The sequence below is a fragment of the Brucella intermedia LMG 3301 genome (genome assembly GCF_000182645.1).
Taxonomy (GTDB): domain Bacteria; phylum Pseudomonadota; class Alphaproteobacteria; order Rhizobiales; family Rhizobiaceae; genus Brucella; species Brucella intermedia.
Genome location: NZ_ACQA01000001.1, coordinates 2,249,483 through 2,273,689, shown reverse-complemented (window position 1 = coordinate 2,273,689; position 24,207 = coordinate 2,249,483). Strand labels below are relative to the sequence as shown.

Genomic DNA, 24,207 nt, shown 5'->3' with positions numbered 1-24,207 from the left:
CGGATTTTATTTGGGCGCGCATCTTATCCGAAAACCGTTTCACACTTTTCGGGATGCGCTTTGGATGCGGCGAGGGAATGAAACATGCTGAAGAAACTGAAGGACTATCGCCGCATCGTTGTCAAAATCGGGTCCGCCCTTCTGGTGGATCGCGCAACCGGCCTCAAGCGCGACTGGCTGGAAAGCCTGGGGCAGGATATTGCAGCGCTTCATCACGCAGGCGTCGAGGTGCTGGTGGTTTCTTCCGGCGCGATCGCGCTTGGCCGCACCGTCCTCGGCCTGCCGAAAAAGGCGCTCAAGCTTGAGGAAAGCCAGGCCGCTGCCGCCGCTGGCCAGATCGCGCTCGCCAAGGCCTATGCGGATGTGCTCGGCGGACATTCCATCCGTTCCGGCCAGATTCTGGTCACGCTTTCCGATACCGAGGAGCGCCGCCGCTATCTCAATGCGCGCGCGACCATCGAGACGCTTTTGAAATTAAAGGCCGTGCCGGTCATCAACGAGAACGACACGGTGGCAACCACCGAAATCCGCTATGGCGACAATGATCGTCTCGCCGCGCGCGTGGCGACCATGATGGGGGCGGACCTTCTGGTTCTGCTCTCCGACATTGACGGACTTTATACGGCCCCGCCGCACAAGAACCCGGACGCGGAGTTTCTGCCGCTGGTCGAAACCATCACGCCGCAGATCGAAGCCATGGCGGGAGCGGCGGCTTCCGAACTGTCGCGCGGCGGCATGAAGACCAAGCTCGATGCGGGCAAGATCGCCAATGCGGCCGGGACCGCGATGATCATCACATCGGGCACGCGTTTCGGCCCGCTTTCAGCCATCGATCGCGGCGAGCGCGCAACGCTGTTTGAACCGGCGCGCGCGCCTGTCAATGCGTGGAAGACATGGATTTCCGGCAATCTGGAACCGGCTGGCCGGTTGACGGTGGATGCCGGTGCGGCCAAGGCGCTGAAATCCGGCAAATCGCTTCTCCCTGCGGGTGTGAAGGAAATCGACGGGCAATTCGAGCGCGGCGATACGGTCGCGGTGCTCAATGAGGACGGGCGCGAGATCGCGCGCGGACTGATCGCTTACGATGCCGAGGATGCGCGCAAGATCGCCGGCCATAAAAGCGATGAGATCAGCGAAATTCTTGGCTATGATGCGCGCGCGGCGATGATCCATCGCAACGATCTGGTCGTGCGCGCGGCCAGCAATGCGGAAGCGGTGTAAGGGGAGAGGACATGCTGACCAAGGCAGATACGGCAAACGATATTGCTGCCGTGATGGCGGAAGTGGGGCGCAAGGCGCGCGCTGCCGCCGCCCCGCTTTCCATCGCCACCACCGAACAGAAGAACAAGGCGCTGATTGCCGCCGCCGAGGCGATGTTGGAAGCGCGGGCCGAGATTCTGGAAGCCAACAAGCTCGATCTCGCCAATGCGGAAAAGAACGGCATGGCGGCTTCTTTCGTCGATCGCCTGACGCTCGATGACAGCCGGATCGACGCCATCGCCGATGGTATCCGCGCCATCGCGGCGCTCCCTGATCCGGTGGGCGAGGTGATTGCCGAATGGGACCGTCCGAACGGCCTCCATATCGAGCGCGTGCGCACGCCGCTCGGTGTGATTGGCGTCATTTATGAAAGCCGTCCCAATGTAACCGCCGATGCCGGTGCGCTCTGCCTCAAGGCGGGGAATGCGGTTATCCTGCGTGGCGGCTCGGATTCGGCGCATTCGTCGGCTGCCATTCACAAAGCGCTGGTGAGGGGGCTTGAAGCCGCCAACCTGCCTGCCGATGCGATCCAGATCGTGCCGGTGACCGACCGCGCCGCTGTCGGCGAAATGCTGAAGGGTCTCAATGGCGCGATTGACGTGATCGTGCCGCGTGGCGGCAAAAGCCTCGTTGCGCGGGTTCAGTCGGAAGCGCGGGTGCCGGTCTTCGCGCATCTGGAAGGCATCTGCCATCTCTATATCGATAAAACCGCCGGTCTCGACATGGCGCGCAGAATTGCGCTCGACGCCAAGATGCGGCGCACCGGCATTTGCGGTGCTGCGGAAACGCTTCTGGTGGATCGTGCGGTGGCTGCGACACATCTGGCGCCGATCCTTGACGATCTTGTCGCCGCGGGCTGCGAAATTCGCGGCAGCGCCGATGTGCTGGCGCTCTATCCGGCGAAGCCCGCCACGCAGGAGGACTGGTCGACAGAATATCTCGATGCGATCATTTCCGTTGCGCTGGTCGATGGCATTTCGGGCGCAATCGAACATATCAACCGCTATGCCTCGCATCACACCGAAGCCCTCGTGGCGGAAGATGCGGCAGCGGTTGCGCGTTTCTTCAACGAAATCGACTCGGCCATTCTCCTGCACAATGCCTCGACGCAATTTGCCGATGGCGGCGAGTTTGGCATGGGCGCCGAAATCGGCATCGCCACCGGCAAGATGCATGCGCGCGGACCGGTTGGCGTCGAGCAGCTGACCTCGTTCAAATATCGCGTGCGCGGCAGCGGACAGGTTCGTGGTTAGTTTCGGATGAAGTTCGGCTTCGGGCTTTCCGCATTGAAGGAAAAATATCCGGGTGTCAGTGCGCATTATCTGCGCATGCCGCATGTCGAAAAGGGCATGGCGGTGGGGCTGTTCGGCGGCTCGTTCAATCCGCCGCATGGAGGCCATGCGCTGGTGGCGGAAATCGCCATAAGGCGGCTGAAGCTCGACCAGCTCTGGTGGATGGTGACGCCCGGCAATCCGCTGAAGGACAGCCGCGAACTGGTGCCGCTCGCCGAGCGGCTGAAGCTGAGCGAGGAAGTGGCCGAAGACCCGCGCATCAAGGTGACGGCGCTGGAAGCCGCCTTCAACGTCCGCTACACGGCGGATACGCTGGCGCTCATCCGCGACGCCAATCCCGGCGTCCATTTCGTCTGGGTGATGGGCGCCGACAATCTCGCTTCGTTCCATCGCTGGCAGCGCTGGCGCGAGATTGCGCAGAATTTCCCGATTGCGGTCATCGACCGGCCGGGGTCCACGCTCGCCTATCTGTCGTCGCGCATGGCGCAGACATTTTTCGACAGCCGCATCGACGAACAATATGCGCCCATGCTGGCGCGGCGCACGCCTCCGGCCTGGACTTTCATCCATGGGCCGCGGTCGTCGCTTTCCTCCACCGCTATCCGCAAAACCCGTACCGCATCTTGATGGTTTCATGACAATTTCTGCAAGATATGGGTAGAACGGGCAAAGAAACTGAAAAAGTGAACGGGCTGGAAAAGCTCGTGCACTTGAAACAAAACAGGGACTCTGCCTATTTTAGGGAGTGTGGTGCTTACAACTGCCACACTGCGTTGTTCTGTTGAGAAAGGGATTACACTGAGAACAGCAATTGAGAAGAAGGCTCATCACGTGCCTTCCACGGTCGGGATGGACGAGTCCAATCTCGTGTCCCAGACCTTCGACGCGGCCTTGGCCAGTCTCGAAAACTCCAAGGCGGAATCCATCATCCCCATCGACATTCGCGGAAGATCAACGATCGGCGATTTCATGATCGTCGCGTCGGGCCGTTCGCATCGCCATGTGACGGCGGTTGCCGACCATCTTTTGCAGGCCCTGCGTGAAACAGGCTGCAAGGATATGCGGGTCGAAGGTCTCGAGAGTGGCGACTGGGTTCTCATCGATACCGGCGATATCATCGTCCATATCTTCCGACCGGAAGTCCGTGACTTCTACAATATCGAGAAGATCTGGCTCGATGAGGGTTTCGACGACGAACGGGCGCTGGAAACGGTGCATTAGGGCATTTTCGAGCCAAAAGTGCGCAGCGCTTTTGCGCGGAAGAATGCGTGAAAGAAAAGATTAAAGCGTGACACGCTTTAATTCGATGAATTGAGAGCGTCATGCGTGTGAGTGTTTTTGCCGTGGGCCGAATGAAAACCGGCCCCGAACGGGAACTGGTTGAGCGTTATTTCGACCGGTTTTCCAAGGCTGGACCGCCTTTGGGGCTTGAATTCGCCGGTGTGAGCGAAATTCCGGAAAGCCGTGGCCAGACGGCGGAACTGCGCAAGGCCGAGGAAGCCCAGCGCATCCACGACGCGCTCGATAATGCCAGTTCTGGCGGCGCGGCCCTGATCCTGCTCGACGAGCGCGGCAAGGCGCTTGGATCGGAAGCTTTTGCGGCGGCGGTCGGACGTATGCGCGACGACGGCAAGCGCCAGCTTATCGTCGCCATTGGCGGGCCGGACGGTCACGATCCGGCATTGCGATCACGCGCCGATCTCGTTCTGGCGCTGGGCGAACTGACATGGCCGCACCAGATTGCCCGCATACTGATTGCCGAGCAGCTTTATCGCGCCGCCACCATTCTGGCAGGCCATCCCTATCATCGGTCGTGACGGTTTTTCATATTGAAGATTTCTGATTTCTTTTGAAGGTATTTTTTACTCTTCTTGATAGAACAAGGTATGGGACAAATAGCAATGGCGCCGATCTTGAAAGAAATGATTGGCCAGTTTTCTCGATTCCATCAATGATGAAATCGTATGAAAGTTCATTCAAGTTTGCTTTTGCGATATTGAGCGTTATTACTTTTATTATGAAGAATGCAATAAGGCACCCTGTTGTTTTTATATCGCGCCTTATCATGAAATATAAAGATAATATGCCTAAAATAACAAGAAATACTTGTAGTATTATAACAAAAACTATAGATGATCCGAGTAATATATTCTCGCGATATATTTCAATAATGACTTCCTCGGGGAATGCCTCTATTGTATAAAATATATCAAGTGAAATGAATATTACTGAGGATATTACGGCTACAATTGGAATTAGCAGAAAACCACCAATTCCAATTGGTTCTTTTTTAAAAAAATCATTAAACACTGTTTTTCCTTATATGATCATCAGGCTGATCTCAATCGCTTTTGGTTCTGTGGCCACCCCTATCATCGGTCGTGAAATGCGTAATGCAGGCGTACGCAGCCGCGGTCAAGCGTCCTGGCGCTGAGGAGAACAGGGCTCGCCTTGAAGCCGGTCGGCGGAAACAGCGGCATGCCGCCGCCGATGAGTTCGGGGATGACGTAAATCTCGATTTCGTCCAGCGCGCCGCGTTCCAGAAACGCCATTTGCAACTGGCCGCCGCCGAGCATCCATACATCGCCGTCATCGAGCGCGCGCAGTTCCGCAATCAGCGCATCGACGTCATGGCGGGTTTCAAGCGGCCCCCTGGGGTTTTCGACAGGCCGTGACGTGACCACGATGCATCTTTGGTCGCCATAGGCCCAGGGCGCATCGCTTTCAGCCACGAAGTCATAGGTGGCGCGACCCATGACGACAGTGCGGATCGACTGGATGAAAGTGCGGTAATCGTGCTCGCCCAGATCTGCGCCATCATATTTGAACAGCCAGTCGAGCCTGCCGTTCTCGTCCGCGATGAAGCCGTCGAGACTGGCGGCGATATAGCCGACAATTTTCGCCATTGTGATTTCTCCGGTTGATTTATAAATGAACATACGTTTATATATTCACCATGGCAAGAACCAAATCCGTGCCCGATGAGGCAGTGCTCGACCGATTGTTGGCTGTCGTGGCGAAAGCCGGTCCCGATGGACTGACCTTCGCGCGGGCTGCAAAGGCGGCGGGGCTTTCCGCCGCCACGCTGGTCCAGCGTTACGGCAACAGCCAATCCATGCTTGAGGCGGTGCTGCTGCGGGCGTGGGACAAGCTGGATGCGGCAACGCGCGCGGCCGATGAGGATGCAGAGCCCGGCCCGCAGGGCGCAATCGACCTGCTGATGGCGCTGATGCCATCGGACGCCGCTGAATATAATGCGACCGATGGGCTTCTGCTTTTGCGCGAAGATATTCGCAATCCGGTGCTGCGGGGCGCGGGGCGCAGCATGGGGCGCCTATCTGGCCGGTGCGCTCGGGCGACGTCTTTCCAGCGATGCGGAAAAAGCCGAACGTCTCGGCTGGCAGATGGCCAGCATCTGGCAGGGCGCCCATATCTGGTGGGCTTTCACGCGTTGCGAGCCAGCGGAGACCGCAATCCGCCGTGCCCTCACGGAGTGGCTGGAGGCGGCGATACCTTCCTGAATTCCGTTGTGCGATCATGCCCTGCTTTGTAGGCTTGATCGTAAACAGCGGGAGGGCATTATGCGCGTCGAGCAACTGGATCATGTACAGCTTGCCATGCCGCAAGGCGGAGAAGAGCGGGCACGCGCGTTTTATGGAGACCTTCTGGATCTGCCGGAGGTTCCGAAGCCGTCGAACCTTGCCGCCCGCGGCGGTTGCTGGTTCGAGCGCGGCGCTCTGAAAATACATCTGGGCGTCGATCCGGCCTTCGTGGCTGCGCGCAAGGCGCATCCGGCGTTTCTGATCGATGATCTTGATGAGCTGATCGATATCCTGTCCGAAGCCGGTCATCCGGTGAGCGAGGATGAGCCGCTGGAAGGCTACAAGCGCTGCTATGTTTCCGATCCTTTCGGGAATCGCATCGAGCTGATGGAGCGCCTTCCAACCTGATGCTGGCCGTTATGGTTGATGGTTCGTTAACGGTATCGGTCTAGGTTGCGGTTTCAGCCCTGAATTTCGCCTTGTTTCGTCCCGATAGAACAGCATGTACCCTGTACGCCTTTTCAAAAGACCAAGATTGCTTGCATCTGTGCACGCCGGCCTTGTCGTTGCCGGGCTGGCCGGACTGTCTGCGCCGTCCGCTCTTGCGCAGGAAGCCTTGCAGCAGCAGCGCGATCAGGCGGCGAGCGAATATGAAAAGCTCAGCAACGAGCTTACCGTCACCGGCGACAGGCTGAAACAGCTTGAGGACGAGGTGGCCGGGCTTAAGAAGGACCAGACGACCATTACCGCCGCGCTGATCCAGTCGGCCAAGACCGACAAGAAGCTGCAGCAGGATATTTCCGATATCGCCGACAAGCTGACCGCGCTGCGCGAGCAGGAAGACGGCATTCGCGCGTCGCTGCGCGCAAGGCGCGGCGTTCTGGCCGAAGTGCTGGCCGCATTGCAGCGCATGGGCCTCAACCCGCCGCCCGCAATTCTGGTACGGCCCGACGACGCGCTCGCCTCGGTGCGCAGCGCCGTGCTTCTGGGCGCCGTGGTGCCCGAAATGCGCGAGCAGGTGGAGGAGTTGACCGGCGATCTGAAAGACATGCAGCGGGTTACGGCTTCCATTGCGGAAGAGCAGGAAAAGCTGAAGACGACGCGCACGGACCAGGCCGAAGAACAGAAACGGCAATCACTTCTTCTTGAAGAGAAGAAGAAATTGCAGGCGCAGTCGGAACAGGAAATCGAGGCGCAGCGCAAGCGTTCGGAAGAGCTGGCGGCCAGGGCAGGCAGCCTGAAAGACCTTATCGACGGGCTCGACAAGCAGATGGCGGGCGTGCGCGATGCGGCCGAAGCAGCCCGCAAGGCCGAGGCGGATCGCCTTGCCGCAGCAAGGGAAAAGGCCGGGGAAACCGCGCCCGACGACAATCATCTGCGCGCACAGGTCGATTTTGCGTCCTTGCAGGGCAAGCTCGCATTGCCTGCGGCGGGCAAGACGGTGCGCCGCTACGGCGAAAAGGACGGCGTCGGCGGTTCCATGATGGGGCAGGTCGTCGAAACCTTGCCCTCTGCCACGATTACGTCACCTTCCGATGGCGTGATACTTTACGCGGGCACATTCCGTTCCTACGGGCAGCTCTTGATACTCGACGCGGGCAATGGATATCATGTCGTAATGGCTGGCATGGGTCGAATCGACGTGTCGCAAGGCCAATTTGTACTTGCGGGAGAGCCGGTCGGCGCAATGGGAGAAAAACTTCTCGCAAGTGTTGCACCGATAGAGGTGGGCAATGGCGCGCCATTGCTTTACATTGAATTTCGAAAGGATGGAAAACCCGTCGATCCCGCACCGTGGTGGACCGAACGGCTTTCTGGAAGGACGTGAAAATGATGCGTAAACTGTCGCTGCTGTTCGCCGGGGCCCTTGTGGGGGCGTCAGCCATGGTGATGGTCCAGGGCGCGCCGGCTTCCACTGCTTTTGCGGCAGGGAAAGATAGCGATGTCTACAAGGAACTGGCCCTTTTCGGCGATATTTTCGAGCGTGTGCGCGCACAATATGTGACGCCGCCCGACGACAAGAAGCTGACCGAAAGCGCGATCAACGGCATGTTGACCTCGCTCGATCCCCATTCGTCCTATCTCAACCCGGAAGCCGCGCAGGACATGCGTGCGCAGACCAAGGGTGAGTTCGGCGGTCTCGGCATCGAAGTGACGATGGACAACGATCTCGTCAAGGTCATCGCGCCGATCGACGATACCCCCGCTTCAAAGGCCGGTGTGCTGGCAGGCGATCTCATCACCAAGATCGACGGGCAGGAAGTTCGCGGGCTTTCGCTGAACGACGCCGTGGACAAGATGCGCGGTGAAGTGGGGTCGCAGATCGAACTGACGATCCAGCGCGAAGGCGCCGACAAGCCGATCACGCTGAAGATCGCCCGCGCCGTCATCAAGGTGAAGGCCGTTCGCTATCGCGTCGAGAACGATGTCGGTTATCTGCGCGTCATCTCGTTTACCGAACAGACGTCCGACGACCTGAAGAAGGCGATCAAGGATATTCAGGACAAGATTCCTGGCGACAAGCTCAAGGGCTTCGTGCTGGACCTGCGCCTCAATCCGGGTGGCCTGCTCGACCAGGCGGTCGCTGTCTCCGACGCCTTCCTCGACAAGGGCGAGGTCGTCTCGACCCGTGGCCGCGATCCGCAGGACGTGACCCGTTTCGATGCGCGCAAGGGCGATCTGACCGACGGAAAGCCGGTCATCGTCCTGATCAATGGCGGTTCGGCCAGCGCTTCGGAAATCGTTGCCGGTGCCCTGCAGGATCATCGCCGCGCCACCGTGCTCGGCACGCAGTCCTTCGGCAAGGGTTCGGTGCAGACGATCATTCCGCTTGGCGAAAACGGCTCGCTGCGTCTGACCACGGCGCTTTATTACACGCCGTCGGGCAAGTCGATCCAGGGCAAGGGCATCACGCCGGACATCAAGGTGGACCAGCCTTTGCCGCCGGAACTGAAGGGTGAGGACGTCGTTCGCGGCGAATCCGAACTCAAGGGCCACATCAAGGGCAATGCCGAGGATGATAACGGCTCCGGTTCGTCGGCTTATGTCCCGGCTGATCCGAAGGACGACATCCAGCTCAATGAAGCCATCAAGCTCCTGCGTGGCGAGGTTGCCAATGCCGCCTTCCCGCCGGACCCGAAGAAGGGCGTGTTGAACTGATCGCTCCATGCTGGATCTGAACAGCCCGTTAGGACTGGACAAGAAACCGCAAAAGCGCGGGGGCTTACGCTCCCGCGCTTTTCGTTCTTCCATGAAAGCCTTGGCCGTGGTGGCCGGGCTTTGCCTTGCCGGGGGCGCGGTGTTCGCCATCTGGCAGACCAATCAGGCAGGCTTCCGCAAGACGGAAACCGCCGCCGTGGAACCGGCGCAACCCGAAGCCCCCGCCGTCAAGCCCGTCATGAAACCCGCGACCGGCAACACGCCGCCGCCCGGCAGCGCGCTGCGCGGGGTAGGCGGACAGCCGGGACCGGCCATCATCAAGGTCACGCCGGACATGCCAACCGGCATGCCAAATGTCGCTGCGGGTACGGCGGATGGCAATGTGGTCGTGGTGCAGAACACGCATCAGTCCGGGCAGGATCAGCGCGTCGCGCATCTGCCGGAACCGGCGCTGGTCGAGCAGAGCTCGACCGGGCCGCTTCCCGTGCGCGGTGCGGACGGCCTGCGCCCGATGGATGCCTATGCGGTCGGCTGGTCCGGCGCGCGCGGCGCGCGGATTGCGCTTGTGATTGGCGGTCTCGGGCTTTCCCAGACCGGCAGCATGGAGGCAATCGACAAGCTGCCGCAGGAGGTCACGCTCGGTTTTGCGCCGCAGGGCAACAGTTTGCAGCGCTGGATGCAGGCGGCACGGCAAAACGGTCATGAACTTGTGCTGCAATTGCCGATGGAGCCGTTCGATTATCCGCGCGTCAATCCCGGTCGCAATACGCTGACGGTCGGTGACGGGGCGAAGAAGAATGAGGCTTCGTTGCTGTGGGCGCTGTCGCGCATGACCAACTATGCCGGAGTGATGAACTATATGGGCGCGCGTTTCACATCCGAGACGGAAGTTTTCTCGCCGGTGCTGGGCGAGATCGGCAGGCGCGGCCTCTATTATCTGGATGACGGCACCTCGGCGCGCAGCGAGGCCGACCGGATTGCTTCCAGCGATGCCGTGCCTTTCGCGGCGGCGGATGTGCTGATCGATGCGGCGCAGGAACGCGGCGCGATCCTCGACCGTCTCGATGAGCTGGAACGGATAGCGCGGGCCAATGGCAGCGCCATCGGCACCGGTTCGGCCTTTGCCGTCACCGTCGATGCGGTTGCCGCATGGGCCAATGAGGTCAAGAAGCGCGGTATTGAAATCGTGCCGGTTTCGGCGCTGGTCCGCGATCCCGAACGGCAGTAAAGCATTTCCAGCAAAAGTGCGAAGCGGTCTTGCGTCGGATAATGCGCAAAACAAAAAGATAGAGCATTTCCAATGGTTCAATTTAAGCTGGAAATGCTCTGAGTCTGCATATCATGGAGAATGTCATGTCGAAGCATAAAGCTTCAGCCGGTCATCCGGTCGATCCTGAAAGCCTGCCTTACCGCCCCTGCGTCGGGCTGATGGTGCTGAACAAGGCCGGTCTTGTCTGGGCTGGCCGTCGTATCGTCATTCCGGGCGACGAGATGGATGGCGCGACGCAGCTCTGGCAGATGCCGCAGGGCGGCATCGACAAGGGCGAGGACCCGGTCGAAGCGGCGGTGCGCGAGCTTTATGAGGAAACCGGCATGAAGTCGGTTTCACTGCTTGAGGAAGCTTCGGACTGGATCAATTACGATCTGCCGCCGCATCTGGTCGGCATCGCGCTCAAGGGCAAGTATCGCGGGCAGACGCAGAAGTGGTTTGCCTATCGTTTCGAGGGCGACGAGAGCGAAATCGCCATCAACCCGCCGCCGGGCGGCCATACCGCCGAGTTCGACCGCTGGGAATGGAAGCCGATGGCCGAGTTGCCGGGCCTGATCGTTCCCTTCAAGCGCAAGGTTTACGAGGATGTGGTGGCTGCTTTCCGGCATCTCGTGGACTGATTTAACGGGGGAGGTGTTCGCGCCCCCCTTGTGCCTTCCGCCAACATATAGTCAACTCGCATCAGGCGCGCCGGACGGCGCGTTCTGAGAGGGAGAAAAACGCATGGATGTTGGAAGTCTTCTCGTATTTCTTTTTGTGGGTCTCATCGCCGGCTGGCTGGCTGGCAAGGTCGTGCAAGGTGGCGGTTTCGGCCTGATCGGCAATATTATCGTCGGCGTGATCGGCGCTTTCTTTGCGGGCTGGTTGCTGCCGCGCCTTGGGTTTTCCATCGGCGGAGGGATCATCGCCGCAATCGTCAATGCCTTTATCGGCGCGGCCATCCTGCTTATCATCCTACGCATCGTCAAACGCGCCTGATCTGCAAATATTTTTCTGAACAGGCCCGGCTTCCCGCAAGCCGGGTTTCTTCATTGCGAAGTTCAATCAGATGACACCGAATTCCAAACTGTCGCTCGGGCTGGTTCTCACCGCATCGGCTGGTTTCGTCGATGCGATTGCCTTCCTGCAGCTTGGCGGTTTCTTCGCATCCTTCATGAGCGGCAACACGACCCAGCTTGGCGTCGGGCTGGCGGGACAGCCGGGCGTGCAGGGCACCGTGCTGGTCTGGTTTCCGGCCATCCTGATCGTGTTGTTCTTTGCCGGAGCCTTTTTCGGCACGCTGACGGTGCGGTCGTGCGGGCGTCGCGGCAGTCTCTATGTGATGGCAAGCGTGGTGGTTATATTGCTTCTGGTCGGTGTGCTGCGACGCGAGGGCGCGCTGCTTGTCCAGCCAGTGCTGCTGCTTGCCGCGGCCATGGGCGCGCAGAACGCGGCGGTGCAGCCGATTGGTGCCGCACGCCTCGGCGTGACCTATGTGACCGGCACGCTTTTCAACGCTGCCGCAGATCTCGCCTGTTCTCTGCGCGGGGAAACGCCGAAATGGCGCTGGCTCCAGCACGTGGCCGTGTGGCTCTCCCTGATGCTGGGCGCTGTCGGCGGCGGACTTGGACATTATTTCATCGGTCTCGACGCCCTGTTCGTTCCGGCTGCGATGATTGTCGGCGTGATGATCGCCTATATGCGGCTCGATTGATTCAGCATGATCTGACCCGAAAGCCGCTTCACGCTTTTCGGGGTCAGCTTAACTGAACAGCGATTTCTCGCTTTCCACCAGTTCGGAAATGAGCGCCGAAACCGCCGTCACGCGCCGCAATGTGCGGGCGGATTCGTGATAGGCGAGCCAGTAGGCGCGGCGGATCACCCGGTCCGGCAGCACGGGCACAAGGTCGGGATCGGCACGGGCGATGAAGGCGTGAAGAATGCCGATGCCCGCACCGGCCCGCACGGCCTCGACCTGTCCCAGAGCGCTCGACACTTCAAAGGCCGGTTTCCAGTCGCGGCTGATTTCCGGTGCATAGGCGAGCGACGGGTTGATGACGAGATCCTCCACATAGCCGATGAGCCGGTGCCGGGGGAGGTCTTCCGGGCTTTCCGGCGTGCCGTTTTCTTCCAGATAGCGGCGATGCGCATAGAGACCCAGCGTATAATCGACGAGCCTGCGGGCAATCAGCCTGCCTTGCTCCGGGCGTTCGACGGTGATGGCGATATCGGCCTCGCGGCGCGACAGCGAAAAGGAGCGTGGCACCGGCACAAGCTGGATGGTCAGGTCCGGGTATTTCTGCGTCAGCCGCGCCAGCCGGGGCGCCAGGAAATTGACGCCGAAACCATCCGGCGCGCCGATGCGCACCGTGCCCGACACGGCAATATCGGCATTGCCGACCTGCGAGCGGGCGGCGAGCATTTCGGCTTCCATGCGTTCAGCCGCCAGCAGAAACTCTTCGCCCGCCTGCGTCAGCGTCGAACCGTTGGTGCGGCGCGTCAAAAGCGTGGTGGAAAGCGCTGTTTCAAGCGCGGTGAGCCGCCGCGCGACGGTGGTGTGGTTGAGGCCGAGCCTCCTGGCCGCGCCCAGAATCTGGCCCGAGCGGGCAACGGCGAGAAAAATGCGGATATCGTCCCAGTTCATGATGTTCCCTGCATGAGGATGGTCTTTGTTACTATAAAATTTGCACAACAGATACGCTTTTCAGCGCCTTGCAATCACGAATTTGCAGAGTCAAGATGAGGGCAACGATGGGGGCGCCTGCGCCCTCCAAAGCGATCATCAGGGAGGTTCTTCGATGCGCAATATCGGACATTTCATTGGCGGCAAGCATGTGGCAGGCAAGAGCGGCCGCACGGCGGACGTCTTCCAGCCGCTCGACGGTTCGGTGCAGGCCAAGGTGGCGCTGGCCACCAAGGACGAAGTGCGTGCCGCAGTCGAAAACGCCAAGGCCGCGCAGCCCGCCTGGGCTGCGACCAACCCGCAGCGCCGGGTCCGCATCCTGCGCAAGTTCATTGAACTGGTCGAAGCCGAATATGACAGCCTTGCCGAACTGCTGGCGCGCGAACACGGCAAGACCATTGCCGACGCCAAGGGCGATATCCAGCGCGGCCTCGAAGTGGTGGAAGTCTGCCTCGGCGCGGCGCATATGCTGAAAGGCGAGTTCACCGACAATGCCGGTACCGGCATCGACACCTATTCCATGCGCCAGCCGCTCGGCGTCGTGGCAGGCATCACGCCATTCAACTTCCCGGCCATGATCCCGCTGTGGAAGGCCGGTCCGGCGATCGCCTGCGGCAATGCCTTCGTGCTGAAGCCGTCCGAACGCGATCCGGGCGTGCCGATGCGCCTTGCCGAACTGTTCATGGAAGCCGGTCTTCCGGCAGGCATCTTCAACGTCGTCAACGGCGACAAGGAATCGGTCGATGCGCTGCTCGACGATCCGGACGTGCAGGCCATCGGCTTTGTCGGCTCGACGCCGATCGCGCAATATATCTATGGCCGCGGCTGCTCGAACGGCAAGCGCGTGCAGTGCTTCGGCGGTGCGAAGAACCATCTTCTCATCATGCCGGATGCCGACATGGACCAGACCGTCGATGCGCTGATCGGCGCGGGCTACGGTTCGGCTGGCGAACGCTGCATGGCGATCTCGGTCGCGGTGCCGGTCGGCGAAGACACCGCCAACCGCCTGATGGAAAAGCTCATCCCGCGCGTTGAATCGCTGAAGATCGGCACCTCCACCGACAATTCCGCCGATTACGGCCCGCTGGTCACCAAGGCAGCGCTCGACCGCGTGCGCGGCTATGTCGATCTCGGTGTCGAGGAAGGCGCGAAGCTGGTCGTCGATGGCCGTAACTTCAAGATGCAGGGCTATGAAGATGGCTTCTACATGGGTGGCTGCCTGTTCGACAACGTGACCAAGGACATGCGCATCTACAAGGAAGAAATCTTCGGCCCGGTTCTCTCGGTCGTGCGTGCCAAGAATTACGAGGAAGCGCTGGCTCTGCCGAACGACCATGAATATGGCAACGGCGTTGCGATCTTCACCCGTGACGGCGATGCGGCCCGCGATTTCGCCAGCCGCGTGCAGGTCGGCATGGTCGGCATCAACGTGCCGATCCCGGTTCCGATCGCCTATTACACCTTCGGCGGCTGGAAAGCTTCCGGCTTCGGCGATCTCAACCAGCACGGCCCGGATGCATTCCGCTTCTACACCAAGACCAAGACCGTCACCTCGCGCTGGCCGTCTGGTGTTAAGGACGGTGCGGAATTCGTCATCCCGACGATGAAGTAAGCATTGCGCTAAACACCTCGTCCTTCGAGACGGCGCTTTGCGCCTCCTCAGGATGAGGTGGTTGGCAATCTTTACTGCCCCCAAGCGAAACCCCGCCCTTGTGGCGGGGTTTTTGTTTGTATCCGGGCATCAATAAGGGCGCCGAGTTGGTCATCATCGACAATGAAGCAGGCGGCATGGCGTCTGTCACCTCATCCTGAGGAGGCGCAAAGTGCCGTCTCGAAGGACGAGGTGAGGGCCCCCCACCGCCAATGTGACAATGAGGCAGGCTTTCAGGGATGCAGGGGCGGAAATCCATGCCGTTCCGTGAGGGCGGCTAATATCTTGTGCGGGTCGGCAATCAGCGACCGCCCGTCATGCACGCCGGTCTCGAATGCGGAGCGGTCGCCATCCTTCACAATCAGCAAAGGCAGGCTCTGGTTGTCCTCGCCAGCCAGCGCGATTACGGCCTTGCGCGGGCGCTGCCATTCCACGCGCTCGATGTCCAGATCGCTTCCCAATGCTGGAAACGAAGCCAGCACGCCCTCGATGAGCGCGCAGTGCCAGCAATAAAATTTCTGGCCGGGATAGGCCGGATCCTCAAAACCCGGTTTCAAGAGAAAAAGCTTGTCCTGATTCATACTGTCATCCAAGGGGTTGCTGCAAAAGGGTGATGCGTGGCGCAAAATCCCAGGCTTCGGAGCGCGCATTCCGTAAACCGCTTCGCACTTTTCGGAATGCGATTTGGAACAGCTTTCCAAGCCAGGCGTTCACAACCGATGTATAGCTTGGTTCGGCTGCGGGCGGTCAGTTTTTTCGATCCCGGCTTAAAACAAATGCTTGGAGCGCCGATCCCTTTCAATAAGATCGGAACGCTCGAAGCCGATCATCAGGAGTTCCGTCCATGAGCCAAAAGATCAATCGCCGTATTGTGCTGGCGTCCCGCCCCGAAGGTCGCCCGACTGCGGAAAACTTCCGGCTGGAGCAGGCGGCGCTCCCCAGTCCCGGTGATGGCGAGGTTCTGCTGCGCCTGCGCTATCTGTCGCTCGATCCCTATATGCGCGGGCGCATGAGCGCGGCGAAATCCTATGCCGCGCCGGTGGCCATCGGCGATGTGATGGAGGGCGGCACGGTCGGCGAAGTCGTTGAAAGCAGAAGCGCGGGCTTTGCACCGGGCGATTTCGTGCTGTCCCATTCGGGCTGGCAGGATTATGCGGTGGCCGATGCTTCCACCCTGCGCAAGCTCGACCCGAAACAGGCACCGGTGACGACGGCGCTCGGCGTTCTCGGCATGCCGGGCTTTACGGCCTATTCCGGCCTTCTGACCATCGGCCAGCCGAAATCCGGCGAAACCGTCGTGGTTGCGGCGGCGACCGGCCCGGTCGGGTCTGCCGTCGGGCAGATTGCCCGGATGAAGGGCGCGCGCGCCGTCGGCATCGCGGGCGGGGCGGACAAGTGCAAGGCGCTGATCGATGAATTCGGCTTCGACGCAGCCATCGACCATCACAGCCAGAGTTTCGCGCAGGAACTGGCGCAGGCCTGCCCGAAGGGTATCGACATCTATTTCGAGAATGTCGGCGGCAAGGTCTTCGATGCGGTGTTTCCGCTGCTGAACCAGTTTGCGCGCGTGCCGGTCTGCGGGTTGATCGCACAGTATAATCAGAGCGGGCCTTTCGACGGGCCTGACCGGCTGCCATTGGTGATGCGGGACATCCTGTCGAAAAGCCTCACCATTCGCGGCTTTATCCAGCGCGATTTCGCCGATCAGCGGCCAGCCTTCTATCACGACATGGTGAAGTGGATTGCCGACGGCCAGCTGCGCTACCGCGAAGACATTGTCAAAGGTCTGGAGAACGCGCCGAAAGCCTTCATTTCCCTGCTCGAAGGCGGCAATTTCGGAAAGCTTATCGTAAAGCTCTCTTGAGCTCGCAATATTCTGCTTGCAGAACGGCCTTTTGAGCGTGATGCTGTGCCTGTCAATTCAAACTGAAGCGCGTTTCGATCTTCTGAATCGGATCGGCGTTCCGGTCATTTGTTTTAACGCGCATCTGTTCTGAAAGTCGTTTCACACGTTTCAGGATGCGCTCCAAGGGCAGGCAGAGCATGGGCGAGCGCCAGCAGGCGGGCATAGGGGAAGGCGGCGGGCCGGGACGCGAACGCCAGGAAGAGGCCCGGCGCATTCTCGACCGGCTCGAGCGCGAGCAGACCGGCGCAGAAGGCATGGTGCGGCGTGGATTTACCCGGACGGCGCAGCATCTTTCAGCCGCCGACGCTCCTGAAAACGATGCCGTCGAACTGTGGGCCACACGTGTCGGACGCGGGCTCGGCTTCCTCATCACGCTGGCCATCATCGTCTGGCTCATTTTCTATCTCATGCAAAGCTAGGTACCCAATGACGCTTTCTGCGCCTTCGGATGCGACAACCGTTATTGTCATCTCAAGCCATGTCGTGCGCGGTTCGGTCGGCAATCGGGCCGCCGTTTTCGCATTGGAAACACTGGGTTTTCCCGTCTGGGCCGTGCCAACCGTGGTGCTGCCATGGCACCCGGGACACGGGGTTCCCGGCGCTCCGGCGGGCCGCATCGTGCCGCCGGCGGAAGAGTTTTCGCGCCTGATGCAGGATCTTCAGCGCGCGCCGTGGCTTGGCGAAGTGGGCGCCATCCTGACCGGATATCTCGGCCATCCCGAACAGGCGGCAGCCGTCGCCGAACTGGTGAAGACCGTGAAGGCGAAAAACCCTGACGCCGTCTATCTGTGCGACCCGGTCATCGGCGACGAGAAGGGGCTTTACGTGCCCGAGGCGACGGCGACCGGCATTCGCGACAAGCTTCTGCCGCTTGCCGATATCGCAACGCCCAACCGGTTCGAGCTTTCCTGGCTGACCGGCGTGCCGCTCGAAGACAACACAGCCCTGATGGAAGCCGCGCTGGAGGCTGGTCCGGCAACCATGCTGGTCACATCGGCCTTTCCGCTGATGAGCGGCAGCATCGGCAATATTCTGCTGACGCCGACCATGGCGCTGATGGCCGAACATCGCCGCGTGGAAGGCCCGACCAACGGGCTTGGCGATCTGACCTCGGCCGTGTTTCTGGCGCGGCGTCTTTCCGGCATGACAGAGGAGAAAATGCTGCAAAGCACCACGGCGGCGGTGTTCGAGATCATGGCGCGCTCGGCAAAGCGCGGTGCGGACGAACTGATGCTGGAGGCCGACGCGTCGAGCCTCGCCACGCCGATGGCCATGGTGCAGACACGGCGGCTGATGCATCCGACCAAAGGGTTCCGCGCTTGACGCAAGCCGTGCTTGCCGGTGTGGACGGCTGCCCCGGCGGCTGGATCGCGGTGACCGGGGATGGTGGGAGTTTGCGGGCCGAAGTGTTCGGCAGTTTTGCCGCTTTGACGGCTTCGCTTCCCGACGAGGCGATCATTGCCGTGGACATGCCGATCGGCCTGCCGGAAAGGGGCTTGCGTTCGGCGGAGCGGGCTGCGCGCGCCCATCTTGGCGAAAGGCAGTCGAGCCTTTTCTCCATTCCGCCGCGCGCCGCCGTCTATGCCGGGGATTACCGCGAAAGCTGTTCCCTGTCGCTCGAACGGACCGATCCGCCGCGCAAGGTTTCAAGGCAGGCTTTCGGGCTTTTCCCGAAGATCTGCGAACTGGACACCCTGTTGCGAAGCGATGCCGCATTGGCGGCGCGCATCATTGAATCGCATCCGGAACTGGCTTTTGCCGCGCTGAACGGCATGAATTCCATGTCCCTGCCGAAGAAGATCAAGGGGCGCGTAAACCCGGAAGGGCTGGCGGAGCGCCGGGCCTTGTTGCAGCGCTGCGGACTGCCGGAGGATTTTTTAAAAAGTCCCGTTCCGCGCGGCGCGAAGGAGGATGACTTTCTCGATGCCTGCGCCATGTATCTCGTGGCCCGTCGCCATGCGCGTGGCGAGGCGCGTCCGTATCCTGATCATGTGGAACGCGACGATTTCGGTCTCCGCATGGCGATTTGGGCTTGAGAAACATGCGTGAATGCGAACGGAAACATGCGTCCAATTCGACGCAGCCCGTTCAATGCATTTCGATTGATCTCGGTTTTCGATAGGGATATTGGAAAAATATGGTTGATCTTCCAGACTCACTTCTCGCCGGTTATCGAACCTTCATGCGCGAGCATTTTGCCCACGAAACTGCACGATATCGCCATCTGGCCGACAAGGGACAATCACCGGAAACGCTGGTTATCGCTTGTTGTGATTCCCGTGCAGCCCCCGAAACCATCTTCAACGCGGCGCCCGGCGAAATCTTCGTCCTGCGCAATGTTGCCAATCTCATCCCGCCCTACGAACCCGATGGCGAATATCATGCGGCTTCCGCAGCGCTGGAATTCGCGGTGCAGAGCCTCAAGGTGAAGAACATTGTCGTCATGGGCCATGGCCGCTGCGGCGGCATCAAGGCGGCGCTCGACACCGAAAGCGCGCCGCTTTCGCCCGGTGACTTTATCGGCAAGTGGATGAGCCTGATCGCTCCCGCCGCCGAAGCCGTCAGCGGCAACCAACTCATGACGCAGAGCGAACGCCAGACCGCGCTGGAACGAATCTCGATCCGCTACTCCATCAATAATCTGCGCACATTCCCCTGCGTCGATATTCTGGAGAAGAAGGGCAAGCTGACCCTGCATGGCGCATGGTTCGATATTTCGACCGGCGAACTGTGGGTGATGGATCATCAGACAGGCGATTTCAAACGTCCTGATCCTGCCTGATCCGGCTCCCCGAAAATGCCTTCCGAAACGGTTCCTCTCTGATCGAGAGGGCCGTTTTGTTTTTTCTGAAATACCGAAAATCGGTGTTTTTCGTTGCCAAAACGCGAAAAACCGCACCAGAACATGCAAAAATAGCCCCAAATTTTGGGGCTATTTTGTGTCGCGTGTGGCTTTTCTGTGGCAATTTCAAAGCGAAATTGCGGATTTGGGCTTCAAAGCGGGGTGTTTTTAAACTGAGCCGTCGTCCCGCTCCAAATTTTGTTAGAGCATGATTTTATCCGAAAACCGGGTTCCCACTTTTCGGAATCATGCTCTAGTTGCCGTCGATGGCCTTGCCCATGACGGCGATGGCGCGCTGGTAGACCTGTGCGGCATTCCAGCCCTGGATCGCGCCATAGTTGGGTTCTCCCGGCTGATAACCTGCGCCGCGCTGCCAGCCGTGGCCGACGAGGAAGTTCGCGGTCGAATGGAGCGCGTCCGCCTTGTTGCGCAGGTCGAAATGGGAGCCGCCCGAACCGCTGACACCGTATTTCAGGACGTTTGCCGGCATGAACTGGGTCTGGCCGACTTCGCCATGCATCGCGCCTACGGCCTGCGGGCTGAGGTCGCCCTGATCGATGAGCTTGAGAGCGGCGTAGAGCTGGCCGGTGAAGTAATCGGAACGGCGGCAATCATAGGCCAGCGTTGCGACGGCCGACAGGGTGTGCTGCTTGCCGAGATAGGAACCGAAGCCGGTTTCCATGCCCCAGATCGCGATCAGCGGGCCGGCCGGAACGCCATAGCGCTTCTCGATTGCGGCGAAGAGAGCGGCGTTCTGCTGCTTCTGGGCGCGGCCGCGCTTGATGATGGTGTCGGCGCCGCGCTTCTTCATGAAGTCTTCAAAGGAGAGCTTGAAGCTCTTCTGATTGCGGTCGGCATTGATGGTGGCCTGCGCATATTTGGTGCCGGCCAGCGCATTGAGGCCCGCCTTGCCAACGCCGCGCGACGGCGCTTCCTTCAGGGTCTGCTGGAGCCAGGCATTATAGCCTGCGGCGTTGTTGCCGCACTGGGCCGCCTCGGCAATGCCTGTTCCCGTCATCATGCCCATTGCAAGAACTGCTGCTGCCGTCCAAGTCCGGCCCTTGGCAACCAACGCCATTCGTTTCTCCTTTGGAATTGATTCGACTTCAACGCGAACTTGCCATTCCTTACACCAAATGTCATGTCGGAATGGCAGCTGAAGAGTGGTCGAGCGGCGCGGTTTCAAGCATTTTTGCACCAGATCGGCAAGTGTTTCTTTGGTCGCAGAAGAAATGCAGCCCGCCGGCAGGTCCCACGATCTGCCTCTTCAGGCTACCTCTTGGGGACGGCAAGCGGGAGAATGCGCCGGAGGATACTTCCGGTGCAGGTTTCAGCCCGTTTCGGGCCTTTTGCTTGACATTGCGGGCTGATCGCCTTAAAGCCTGCTCCAATCTATCCGCGATCTTCAGAACGCGAGCCACCGACCGGGACCCATCATGGTATAAAGAGATCCCGGAGGTCCACATCCGACAGCGCGATGCGCCCTCGGGTGCTGTACCGCTTTGGTTGCTTCTTGAACTGGCAGACACACGGGACGATTTATCCCTGACGAAGCATAAGCCTCTTCTCGGATTAAAAGGAAATTCGATGTTTGAATCACTTCAGGAGCGTCTTGGCTCCATCCTGAACGGCCTTACCGGACGCGGCGCTCTTTCAGAAGCCGACGTGACGGCGGCGCTGCGCGAAGTGCGCCGCGCGCTGATCGAGGCCGACGTTTCGCTGGAAGTGGTTCGCTCCTTCACCGACCGCGTTCGCGAGAAGGCTGTCGGCGCCGAAATCCTGAAAAGCATCAAGCCCGGCCAGATGGTCGTCAAGATCGTCCATGACGAACTTGTCGAAATGCTCGGCACCGAAGGCGTCTCCATCGACCTGAATGCGCCGGCCCCGGTCGTGATCATGATGGTCGGCCTGCAGGGTTCGGGCAAGACGACGACGACTGGCAAGATCGCCAAGCGTCTGACCGAGCGCCAGCGCAAGAAAGTGCTGATGGCCTCGCTCGATACGCGCCGTCCGGCTGCGCAGGAACAGCTTCGCCAGCTTGGCATCCAGACCGGCGTCGACACGCTGCCGATCATTGCCGGACAGTCGCCGGTGGAAATCGCCAAGCGCGCCGTTCAGGCTGCAAAGCTCGGCGCGCATGATGTCGTCATTCTCGATACGGCAGGCCGCACGCATATTGACGAGCCGCTGATGGTGGAAATGGCGGATATCCGCAAGGCCGCCAATCCGCATGAAATCCTGCTCGTGGCCGACAGCCTGACCGGTCAGGACGCCGTCAATCTGGCGCGCAATTTCGATGAGCGCGTCGGCATTACCGGCATCGTGCTCACCCGCATGGACGGCGATGGCCGTGGCGGTGCGGCACTTTCGATGCGCGCCATCACCGGCAAGCCGATCAAGCTGATCGCCACCGGCGAAAAGATGGATGCGCTCGAGGAGTTCTATCCGAAGCGCATTGCCGACCGCATTCTCGGCATGGGCGACATTGTTTCGCTGGTCGAAAAAGCCGCCGAAAACATCGACGCGGAAAAAGCCGCGGCGATGGCCAAGAAGATGCAGTCGGGCAAGTTCGATCTCAACGATCTTGCCGAACAGCTCAAGCAGATGAAGAAGCTCGGCGGCATGGGCGGCATTATGGGCATGGTGCCCGGCATGAGCGGGATGAAGGACAAGGTGGCCGCTGCCGGTCTCGACGACAAGGTGTTCGACCGCCAGCTCGCCATCATCGGCTCGATGACCAAGGCCGAGCGCGCCAATCCCGACATTCTCAAGCACAGCCGCAAGCAGCGCATCGCCAAGGGTTCCGGCACCAGCGCCGCCGACATCAACAAGCTTCTCAAGATGCATCGCCAGATGGCCGACATGATGAAAGTCATGGGCAAGGGCAAGGGCGGAATGATGAAGCAGATGATGGGCGGCCTTGCCAACAAGATGGGGCTCGGCGGTCTGGGTGGAGGAATGGGCATGCCCGATCTCTCCAAGATGGACCCCAAGCAGCTTGAGGCGCTTGCCAAGCAGGCGGAAGCAGCGGGCCTGACGAAAGGCGGCGGTCTGCCGGGCCTTCCCGGCGGCGGTCTTCCGGGCGGTCTGCCCGGTCTGGGCGGACCCAAGCTTCCCGGCCTCGGTGGCGGTCTTCCGGGCCTGCCGAAGAAGAAGTGAGCATCATGAGCGACGAACAGAACACTGCACCGGCTGAACTTCTGGCACTGCGCGCCTCCATCGACAATATCGATGCGGCGCTGATCCATATGCTGGCCGAACGTTTTCGCTGCACAAAGGCCGTTGGCGTACTCAAGGCCGAACGCGGCCTCGCACCGGCTGATCCCGCCCGCGAAAAGCGTCAGGTGGAGCGTCTGCGCGCGCTGGCAGTCGATGCCCATCTCGATCCCGATTTCGCCGAAAAATTCCTGAACTTCATCGTGAAGGAAGTCATTCGGCATCATGAGCATGCCGCCGCCAATCACGGCGGAAAACAATAGCTATATCGATAGCTTAACCCGTTTTGCCACGGCCATCCCCGGGCGAAGCAATTGTCTAAAGGAAAGAAAAATGTCTCTGAAGATTCGTCTGGCCCGCGCTGGCTCCAAGAAGCGTCCTTACTACCACATCGTCGTTGCCGACGTCCGCAGCCCGCGTGACGGCCGCTTCATCGAAACCGTTGGCGCATGGAACCCCATGCTGGCCAAGGACGCTGAACGCGTGAAGCTCGACGCCGACCGCATCCAGCATTGGATTGCACAGGGCGCACAGCCGACCGACCGCGTTCTGCGCTTCCTCGACCAGGCTGGCATTGCCAAGCGTCCGGCCCGCAGCAACCCGACCAAGGGCGAGCCGGGCAAAAAGGCCCAGGAACGTCTGGCCATGGCCAAGCAGGCTGAAGAAGAAGCCGCTGCAAAGGCTGCTGAAGCTGCTGCGGCCGCTGCAGAAGCCGCTGCTGCCCCGGCTGAAGAAGCTGCAAGCGAATAATCTTTCGCGCAGTTTGCGTTATAAAAAGGCGGCGGAGCAATCCGCCGCTTTTTTGTTGACCGCTTTCCTGGGGGGCGAATGGGGATTACATTGAAACTCGCCGCCGTGCTGCCCGCGCTTATTGTCGCCGTACTTGCCAGTCCGGCGCGCGCGATCGACGCGCAGCTACTGGCTGCGGCAGCCGCCTCTTATCGAGACGGAGCGGCAGCGCAACAATTGGAAGACCGGATTGCCGACCTCATCGAAGCGGGTGACAAGGCTGGGCTGGAGGCACTGGCATCGCAAATCGAGAGGGAGGACGGCCCCTTTCTCGATGCATTGATAGCACTTGCGGAACAGAATCAAGCGCCGGCAGGTGAGGCGAAGCCTGCTCCCGGCAGCGAACTGGCACGCATGGCGAGCGCCCTGGGACCCTGTCATCAGGCGAACATCGCTCTCAGGATCATTGTGCTTCTCACTTCGAACGGCGGAGCTGAACCGGTTGTCAGGAATGGTATTGTCATGATCGACGGGAGTGAGATCGATAGTACCTATGCAACCCTGATCCACATATGCGAGAACGTCAACGCGCTGCCCGCCCATAAGGCGAGGATTGGGTCCAGATGCTATTCCACGGGTGCTTGTGGCGATGATCCCGATATGGATTGAGATATCGGG

27 protein-coding genes and 1 pseudogene are annotated in these 24,207 nt (G+C 60.3%); 23 read left to right on the top strand and 5 right to left on the bottom strand.

Annotated elements, in window-relative coordinates:
* Positions 1–84: 84 nt before the first annotated feature.
* The 5 genes from proB to rlmH all read left to right on the top strand — a co-directional run bounded on the left by proB (position 85) and on the right by rlmH (position 4,369).
* Positions 85–1,221: a glutamate 5-kinase gene (gene proB / locus OINT_RS10905; protein WP_006467867.1), complete on the top strand. Its 1,137-nt coding sequence runs from the start codon at positions 85–87 to the stop codon at positions 1,219–1,221.
* Between the two features lie 11 nt (positions 1,222–1,232).
* Complete coding sequence (locus OINT_RS10900) at positions 1,233–2,513, top strand: glutamate-5-semialdehyde dehydrogenase (RefSeq protein WP_006467866.1); 1,281 nt, start codon at positions 1,233–1,235, stop codon at positions 2,511–2,513.
* A gap of 6 nt (positions 2,514–2,519) precedes the next feature.
* A complete protein-coding gene (locus tag OINT_RS10895; RefSeq protein WP_006467865.1) occupies positions 2,520–3,179 on the top strand; it encodes a nicotinate-nucleotide adenylyltransferase in 660 nt (219 codons plus the stop codon).
* A gap of 222 nt (positions 3,180–3,401) precedes the next feature.
* Complete coding sequence (rsfS, locus tag OINT_RS10890) at positions 3,402–3,773, top strand: ribosome silencing factor (RefSeq protein WP_021588110.1); 372 nt, start codon at positions 3,402–3,404, stop codon at positions 3,771–3,773.
* A gap of 101 nt (positions 3,774–3,874) precedes the next feature.
* The gene (gene rlmH / locus OINT_RS10885; RefSeq protein WP_006467863.1) at positions 3,875–4,369 is read left to right on the top strand and encodes a 23S rRNA (pseudouridine(1915)-N(3))-methyltransferase RlmH; all 495 of its coding nucleotides are present in this window, start codon (positions 3,875–3,877) and stop codon (positions 4,367–4,369) included.
* A 7-nt stretch (positions 4,370–4,376) separates the two neighbouring features.
* On the opposite strand, the gene OINT_RS10880 is transcribed toward rlmH, so the two are convergent.
* Both OINT_RS10880 and OINT_RS10875 read right to left on the bottom strand, forming a co-directional pair.
* The gene (locus OINT_RS10880) at positions 4,377–4,862 is read right to left on the bottom strand and encodes a DUF2569 family protein (protein ID WP_022567918.1); all 486 of its coding nucleotides are present in this window, start codon (positions 4,860–4,862) and stop codon (positions 4,377–4,379) included.
* 62 nt (positions 4,863–4,924) lie between these two features.
* Positions 4,925–5,458 carry a dihydrofolate reductase family protein gene (locus tag OINT_RS10875; RefSeq protein ID WP_006471232.1) on the bottom strand — a complete coding sequence of 178 codons (534 nt, stop codon included), beginning with the start codon at positions 5,456–5,458 and terminating at the stop codon, positions 4,925–4,927.
* 50 nt (positions 5,459–5,508) lie between these two features.
* On the opposite strand from OINT_RS10875, the pseudogene OINT_RS10870 reads away from it, so the two are divergent.
* The 8 genes and pseudogenes from OINT_RS10870 to OINT_RS10835 all read left to right on the top strand — a co-directional run bounded on the left by OINT_RS10870 (position 5,509) and on the right by OINT_RS10835 (position 12,216).
* Positions 5,509–6,073, top strand: a pseudogene (locus tag OINT_RS10870) (TetR/AcrR family transcriptional regulator).
* A 60-nt stretch (positions 6,074–6,133) separates the two neighbouring features.
* Positions 6,134–6,502: a VOC family protein gene (locus OINT_RS10865; protein WP_006467860.1), complete on the top strand. Its 369-nt coding sequence runs from the start codon at positions 6,134–6,136 to the stop codon at positions 6,500–6,502.
* Positions 6,503–6,596: 94 nt separating this feature from the next.
* Positions 6,597–7,922 carry a murein hydrolase activator EnvC family protein gene (locus tag OINT_RS10860; RefSeq protein WP_006467859.1) on the top strand — a complete coding sequence of 442 codons (1,326 nt, stop codon included), beginning with the start codon at positions 6,597–6,599 and terminating at the stop codon, positions 7,920–7,922.
* A 2-nt stretch (positions 7,923–7,924) separates the two neighbouring features.
* Positions 7,925–9,253, top strand: coding sequence for a S41 family peptidase (locus OINT_RS10855; RefSeq protein WP_006471235.1), 1,329 nt, complete (start codon positions 7,925–7,927; stop codon positions 9,251–9,253).
* Positions 9,254–9,260: 7 nt separating this feature from the next.
* Entirely contained in the window at positions 9,261–10,481 is a 1,221-nt protein-coding gene (locus OINT_RS10850) for a divergent polysaccharide deacetylase family protein (protein WP_006467857.1), read from the top strand.
* Positions 10,482–10,606: 125 nt separating this feature from the next.
* Positions 10,607–11,143 (top strand): RNA pyrophosphohydrolase, encoded by a 537-nt coding sequence (locus tag OINT_RS10845; protein WP_006471236.1) that lies wholly within the window; start codon positions 10,607–10,609, stop codon positions 11,141–11,143.
* Positions 11,144–11,246: 103 nt separating this feature from the next.
* Positions 11,247–11,501 carry a GlsB/YeaQ/YmgE family stress response membrane protein gene (locus OINT_RS10840; RefSeq protein WP_006467855.1) on the top strand — a complete coding sequence of 85 codons (255 nt, stop codon included), beginning with the start codon at positions 11,247–11,249 and terminating at the stop codon, positions 11,499–11,501.
* A 70-nt stretch (positions 11,502–11,571) separates the two neighbouring features.
* Positions 11,572–12,216, top strand: a complete 645-nt coding sequence (locus OINT_RS10835; protein WP_006467854.1) for a YoaK family protein — start codon at positions 11,572–11,574, stop codon at positions 12,214–12,216.
* A 48-nt stretch (positions 12,217–12,264) separates the two neighbouring features.
* On the opposite strand, the gene OINT_RS10830 is transcribed toward OINT_RS10835, so the two are convergent.
* Positions 12,265–13,146, bottom strand: coding sequence for a LysR family transcriptional regulator (locus OINT_RS10830; RefSeq protein WP_006471237.1), 882 nt, complete (start codon positions 13,144–13,146; stop codon positions 12,265–12,267).
* Between the two features lie 154 nt (positions 13,147–13,300).
* On the opposite strand from OINT_RS10830, the gene OINT_RS10825 reads away from it, so the two are divergent.
* Complete coding sequence (locus tag OINT_RS10825) at positions 13,301–14,797, top strand: CoA-acylating methylmalonate-semialdehyde dehydrogenase (protein WP_006471238.1); 1,497 nt, start codon at positions 13,301–13,303, stop codon at positions 14,795–14,797.
* A 272-nt stretch (positions 14,798–15,069) separates the two neighbouring features.
* On the opposite strand, the gene OINT_RS10820 is transcribed toward OINT_RS10825, so the two are convergent.
* The gene (locus OINT_RS10820) at positions 15,070–15,417 is read right to left on the bottom strand and encodes a DUF3088 domain-containing protein (RefSeq protein ID WP_006471239.1); all 348 of its coding nucleotides are present in this window, start codon (positions 15,415–15,417) and stop codon (positions 15,070–15,072) included.
* 263 nt (positions 15,418–15,680) lie between these two features.
* On the opposite strand from OINT_RS10820, the gene OINT_RS10815 reads away from it, so the two are divergent.
* From OINT_RS10815 to OINT_RS10795, 5 genes are all read left to right on the top strand, one after another.
* On the top strand, positions 15,681–16,700 hold the full coding sequence (locus tag OINT_RS10815) for an NADP-dependent oxidoreductase (RefSeq protein WP_006467849.1): 1,020 nt from the start codon (positions 15,681–15,683) through the stop codon (positions 16,698–16,700).
* A 179-nt stretch (positions 16,701–16,879) separates the two neighbouring features.
* Positions 16,880–17,161 carry a hypothetical protein gene (locus tag OINT_RS10810; protein WP_006471240.1) on the top strand — a complete coding sequence of 94 codons (282 nt, stop codon included), beginning with the start codon at positions 16,880–16,882 and terminating at the stop codon, positions 17,159–17,161.
* 7 nt (positions 17,162–17,168) lie between these two features.
* Positions 17,169–18,065: a pyridoxal kinase PdxY gene (pdxY, locus tag OINT_RS10805; RefSeq protein ID WP_006467846.1), complete on the top strand. Its 897-nt coding sequence runs from the start codon at positions 17,169–17,171 to the stop codon at positions 18,063–18,065.
* Positions 18,062–18,778, top strand: a complete 717-nt coding sequence (locus tag OINT_RS10800; protein ID WP_006467845.1) for a DUF429 domain-containing protein — start codon at positions 18,062–18,064, stop codon at positions 18,776–18,778. Before pdxY ends, OINT_RS10800 begins: the two co-directional genes overlap by 4 nt.
* A gap of 101 nt (positions 18,779–18,879) precedes the next feature.
* On the top strand, positions 18,880–19,524 hold the full coding sequence (locus tag OINT_RS10795) for a carbonic anhydrase (protein WP_006467844.1): 645 nt from the start codon (positions 18,880–18,882) through the stop codon (positions 19,522–19,524).
* A 313-nt stretch (positions 19,525–19,837) separates the two neighbouring features.
* Here the strand turns inward: OINT_RS10795 and OINT_RS10790 are convergent, their stop codons facing one another.
* Positions 19,838–20,662, bottom strand: a complete 825-nt coding sequence (locus tag OINT_RS10790; RefSeq protein ID WP_006467843.1) for a lytic murein transglycosylase — start codon at positions 20,660–20,662, stop codon at positions 19,838–19,840.
* A 509-nt stretch (positions 20,663–21,171) separates the two neighbouring features.
* Between OINT_RS10790 and ffh the strand changes: the two genes are divergently transcribed.
* From ffh to OINT_RS10770, 4 genes are all read left to right on the top strand, one after another.
* Entirely contained in the window at positions 21,172–22,743 is a 1,572-nt protein-coding gene (gene ffh / locus OINT_RS10785) for a signal recognition particle protein (protein WP_006471241.1), read from the top strand.
* 5 nt (positions 22,744–22,748) lie between these two features.
* Positions 22,749–23,063 carry a chorismate mutase gene (locus OINT_RS10780; RefSeq protein WP_006471242.1) on the top strand — a complete coding sequence of 105 codons (315 nt, stop codon included), beginning with the start codon at positions 22,749–22,751 and terminating at the stop codon, positions 23,061–23,063.
* A gap of 70 nt (positions 23,064–23,133) precedes the next feature.
* Complete coding sequence (rpsP, locus tag OINT_RS10775) at positions 23,134–23,550, top strand: 30S ribosomal protein S16 (protein ID WP_006471243.1); 417 nt, start codon at positions 23,134–23,136, stop codon at positions 23,548–23,550.
* Positions 23,551–23,628: 78 nt separating this feature from the next.
* Positions 23,629–24,198: a hypothetical protein gene (locus OINT_RS10770; RefSeq protein WP_006467839.1), complete on the top strand. Its 570-nt coding sequence runs from the start codon at positions 23,629–23,631 to the stop codon at positions 24,196–24,198.
* Positions 24,199–24,207: the final 9 nt, after the last annotated feature.